Below are 4,549 nucleotides of genomic sequence, written 5' to 3'. Positions count from 1 at the left end.
TCACGGCGCCGCCCGGGAGCGGACCCGCCGACGAACCCGACCCGGCGGGGCCCACCCCGCCCGGAGCCCCGCCGACCGGAGCGGTACCCGCGGCACCCGACGCGGTGGTTCCCGGCGAGCTCACCGACGTCACCGAACTCGGCGTCGTCCCGGTCCCACCGTTGAACTCCGGAGGCTCGGCGAACGCGGGCTGTTTCGAGGCGGCCCCGTGCAGCTCGCCGTCGTACTGCCCCATCACCCGGGCGGCCTCGTCGTGCGCCTGTTGGCTCCGGTGGTAGCGCTCGGTCGTCTGCTCGACGTTGTCGAGCAGGTCGAGCGGGTTCTCCGCCCACTTGCCGACCTCGGTCTTCCAGTCGAACGGGACCTCTTCGGGCATGTTGTTGCGGGCGGCGCCCGCGGACGCCGCCTGCTCGTTCATGGTCTGGGAGGCCAGTTCGGCGTTGCGCGAGTTGCCGTCCGCCCAGGTGCCCAGGCTCGCGAAATAGCCGTGCGCGCTGTCGGCGGCCGCGCCCTGCCACTCGTGCCGCGACTGCGCGACGGCCTCGCTCAGCTCCTGGGCGAACTCGGCGAACGCCAGGTTCAGCTCGTGGTACGCGGTGGAGATCTCGCCGACCTCGTCCGGATTGAGCTCCTCGCGGACGTACCGGGCCAGCTCGGCGTGCGGAATGCCCGGGTAGTTTGCGTCCGACGGCGGGAGCCCACCCACGTACTCCGTCTCCCCGGAGGACGCCAGCTCCCGCATGCGCTCGGCGTTCATCTCCTGGCCGCGTTGGGCACCCTGAACCCGCTTGCCGAGACGCTCGATCCAACTGAAGAGTTCGCCTTCGTCGACACCCGACGCGGCGAGCGCGCCGAAGTAGTCGTCCCGCTGCGCGGGTGGCAGGGACAGGACCTGCTCGTCGGACATCCGCGGTGGTGTGCCACCGGCCGCGAGGTACTCGGCCCGCTCCGTGGCTGTCTGGTTGACGAACTCCTCCCCGGTGACCCGGGGTGGTGGCGTGGACTCACTCATCGGAACCTCACCTCGGTGGTTCGGGCAGCTTCGGCTCGACGATCTCGGTGACCCGTTCGACGAGATCACAGGCCTCGTCGGTGTCGATCCCGCTCACCCCGACGTCGACCCGCGAGGACTCGGTCAATCCCAGCGCGATGATGCATACGTCGTTCTTGTCCGGGATCTGCGCGGCATCTCGTCCGTTGAACGTTGCTTGGGTGATCCCCATCCCCTGGTCGTTCGCGCTTGCGACACCCTGGCTGTCCCGCAGCGCCACGGTGATGGTGGGTCGTCTTTCTGTCCCGTCCCGCTCGGGAGTGAAATAACAGGCGCGGGCGCCAGCAAGGTTATCGCGAGTAGGCGGACCGAAGTCGCCGAACCGGGCAAGCTCAGTCGGGTCCAGGAGTGCGCAGGAATCGATGGTTGCGCTGCGCTCGCTGCTGGTGTGGGATGGCGATGGAGACTGGGTCTCTGACGGGGCGGAACCAGCTGCGGGGGAGTGATCCGCAGGCGATGCTGATCCGTCGCGGGTGTCCGAACAACCGCCCAAAAGTACGGTCAGTGTCAAAGCGCCCCACATCAAGAGCTCTTTCTTTCCGGCCACGTCACGCCTGCTTCCCGCTCACGTTCCGTGCTGTTTCGGACTCTTCTTCCTGGTAGTTTCTCAGAGCGATATCGAGTGCCTTGTCGGCGTTCTCGATCACCTTCACCAGTGCTTTTAACACGGTGGTAGCCGACGTGGTATCGCCTGAACCGCTCTTTAGATCATGGTCTGCGACCGTCTGCCCGTACGGATGACTTCCGAGCTTGGGGCGTTGGCTCAGGACGGCAGCGTGCCGAGCGAGTAGCTCGTCGAGTCGACTCTGCATGTTGGCGAGCGCCTTCTTCAACGGCTCCACACCCTCCGGGCTGATGCGGAAGCCCTTGTCTCTCGCCGAGTCGAGAAGCTTTCTAGTCTCGGCAGCGGCTTTGTCCACGGCCTCGGGGTCGGTCGCCGTCACCGACTTGTCGATCCGCTGATCTGAAGTCGGCTGTCCCGGATCCGGTACCAGCGGCACCTGACTCACCCCCGCGTCGTCCGCCTGCCGTGCCGCGCTGAGTGTACCGAGCCGCGGCTCGGCGTCACCGGCTTTCGGGGAGACCGCGGTGCCGGCTCACTCGGTCGGACGCCAGACGGAGCCCTCGACGAGGTCGTTGAAGCCGAGCCAGGTGAGGTTCATCAGCCACGAGGCGAGCACACCCACGGGGACGTCGGGGTGGTCCAGCCACCAGTCGGCGAGGGATTCGGCAGCGCCGACCAGGGCGGCGGCCATCCCCTCGCCGGAGAACTCGACCTGCTCGCCCAGCCCCTTACGGACCCCGGCGGACACCACGAGCGTGCTCACCAGCTCCACCGCGGTGCTGCGCAGCGTGGTGATCTCGGCGGCGAACGGCTGTCCGGCGGTGAGCGCGTGCCGGTGCAGCACGATCCAGGATTCGCGGTGGTCGGCGACGAACCCGTAGAACGCGCGCAGGCCGTGCCAGAGCTGCATGTCCGGGGGGACGTCCGGCCGGATGCCGTCGCGCACGGCGTCGAGCAGGCGGTTCGACTCGCGCCGCACGCAGTGCGCGAACAGGTCCTCCTTCGCCCCGAGATAGCTGTAGATCATCGGCTTGGACACGCCCGCCACGTCCGAGACCTCGTCCATCGCCGCCGCGTGGTAGCCGTGTCGGGAGAACACGGTCACCGCGGCGTCGAGAATCTGCTTCTCCCGGACCTCCCGGGGGAGTCGTTTAGCCCGTTCGGGCGAGCGCTGCACGTCCTGCGCCACCAGCAACCTCCTGTGTCCCCCGCACGCTACCTGACCAGGAGATTCAATGTCGGCACGCCCGGTTCCCCGTTCGGGGTGCGCCCCGGACGGGAAACGGCCGTCGCACGGTGCGGGCTCCGTCGGGGCGGTCGTGCTACTCGGAGTCGATGACCGGACGTCCGTTCGGCCGGGGGCCGCCCTCGCCGTCGTCCCGGCGGCGGTCGTCGGAGACGACCTCGCTGTCCACCACGATCGTCCGGGTCCGCATTCCCGGGCCGAACGGTGTGCCGGGGGTGCTGCGGATCGGTCCCCGGCGTTGCAACCGCCGCATCCACGCGCGCCGGAACAGCGCCCGGCTCGGCAACAGCAACAGCAGGCCGGCGACGTCGCTGACGAAGCCGGGAAGGAAGATCAGCAGTCCGCCCAGTCCCACGAGCATCCCGTCGGTGATCTCGTTGTGCGGGGAGCGGCCGGAACGTGCGGTCGCCATCACCGCGCGGGCGGCCTTACCACCCTCCCGGCGGGCCAGCCATGACCCGACGAGCGCACCGGCGAGCAGCAGTCCGAGCGTGCCGAGCACCCCGATCTGCGAGGCGACCGCCCACACGGCGGCCACCTCGGCGATCACGTACAGCAGGAACAGGACGGCCATACCCGGAACAACGCACGAACCCGCCCGTTTGATCCCGCGAGTCCCCCTCCCCCTCACCCGCGAGTCCCCACCCCATGCCCGCGAGTTGACGCAATGTGTCCACGGGTTGGCGCCCTGTGTCCCCGAGTTGACGTTCTGTATCCGCGAATCGACGCCTGTGTCCGCGAGCTGGCGCCCGATGACGACGTGTCGCCGGGCGGGCATGCCCCGGGTCGGACTCCCGTGACCATCGCGCGGCCCTCGGAGCGTCGACTCGCGGGCATGGAGCGTCAACTCGCGTGCATGGAATGGCAACTCACCGGCGTGGAGTGGCGACCCGCGGGTGGGAGGGGGTGGGCCCCTCCCACCCGCGGGGGTCAGTAGGTGATCGCCTTGGCCGGGTCCGCGAGGAGGGCGCCGACGTCGGCCAGGAAGCGCGAGCCCTGCTGGCCGTCGACGACGCGGTGGTCGAAGCTCAGCGACAGCTGCATCACCTTGCGGACGGCGAGCTCACCGTCCACCACCCACGGTGTGTCCCGGATCGCCCCGAGCGCGAGGATCGCCGACTCGCCCGGGTTGATGATCGGGGTGCCGGTGTCGACGCCGAACACGCCGACGTTGGTGATGGTGAACGTGCCGTCGAGCATCGCCTCCGGCGGGGTCTTCCCGTCCCGCGCGGTGGTGGTCAGCTCGTCCAGCGCGCCGGCCAGTTCGGCCAGCGACAGGGCGTCGGCGTCGCGGACCTTGGGCACCACCAGGCCGCGCGGCGTGGCCGCCGCGATGCCCAGGTGCACGTAGTCCTTGTAGACGATCTCGCCCGCGTGCTCGTCCCAGACCGCGTTCACGTCGGGGGTGCGCCGTTTCGCCAGGCACACCGCCCGGGCCGCGAACGCCAGCGGGGTGAGCTTCACCCCGCGGAAGTCGGGATCGCCCTTCAGCCGCTCCCGCAGCTCCATCATCGGCGTCACGTCGACGGTCAGGAACTCCGTGACGTGCGGGGCGGTGAACGCGCTCTGCACCATCGCCTGCGCGGTCGCCTTGCGCACCCCCCGGATCGGGACCCGGGTCTCGCGGTCGGCGCGGTCGCCACCGGCACCGCCACCCGCACCGGCACCCGGCGGGGTGGCCGCGGGC

Annotated in this window: 5 protein-coding genes and 1 pseudogene; all 6 read right to left on the bottom strand. The window is 69.8% G+C overall.

Features of this window, described 5'->3' with window-relative positions:
• Positions 1–1,012: pseudogene (locus SACPADRAFT_RS33595) on the bottom strand (hypothetical protein); the annotation flags it as partial.
• A 7-nt stretch (positions 1,013–1,019) separates the two neighbouring features.
• Complete coding sequence (locus tag SACPADRAFT_RS31005; RefSeq protein WP_157577322.1) at positions 1,020–1,598, bottom strand: DUF3558 family protein; 579 nt, start codon at positions 1,596–1,598, stop codon at positions 1,020–1,022.
• 1 nt (position 1,599) lies between these two features.
• Complete coding sequence (locus SACPADRAFT_RS0223680) at positions 1,600–2,052, bottom strand: hypothetical protein (RefSeq protein WP_051442572.1); 453 nt, start codon at positions 2,050–2,052, stop codon at positions 1,600–1,602.
• Positions 2,053–2,148: 96 nt separating this feature from the next.
• Complete coding sequence (locus SACPADRAFT_RS0223675; RefSeq protein WP_007026631.1) at positions 2,149–2,805, bottom strand: TetR/AcrR family transcriptional regulator; 657 nt, start codon at positions 2,803–2,805, stop codon at positions 2,149–2,151.
• A gap of 133 nt (positions 2,806–2,938) precedes the next feature.
• Positions 2,939–3,436, bottom strand: a complete 498-nt coding sequence (locus SACPADRAFT_RS0223670) for an FxsA family protein (protein WP_007026632.1) — start codon at positions 3,434–3,436, stop codon at positions 2,939–2,941.
• Positions 3,437–3,792: 356 nt separating this feature from the next.
• Positions 3,793–4,549: dihydrolipoamide acetyltransferase family protein (locus SACPADRAFT_RS29610; RefSeq protein ID WP_007026633.1), on the bottom strand; the 757-nt coding region annotated here is incomplete at its 5' end.

Source organism: Saccharomonospora iraqiensis subsp. paurometabolica YIM 90007, assembly GCF_000231035.2.
Classification (GTDB): Bacteria; Actinomycetota; Actinomycetes; order Mycobacteriales; family Pseudonocardiaceae; genus Saccharomonospora; species Saccharomonospora paurometabolica.
This window is presented reverse-complemented; position numbering and strand designations above follow the sequence as displayed.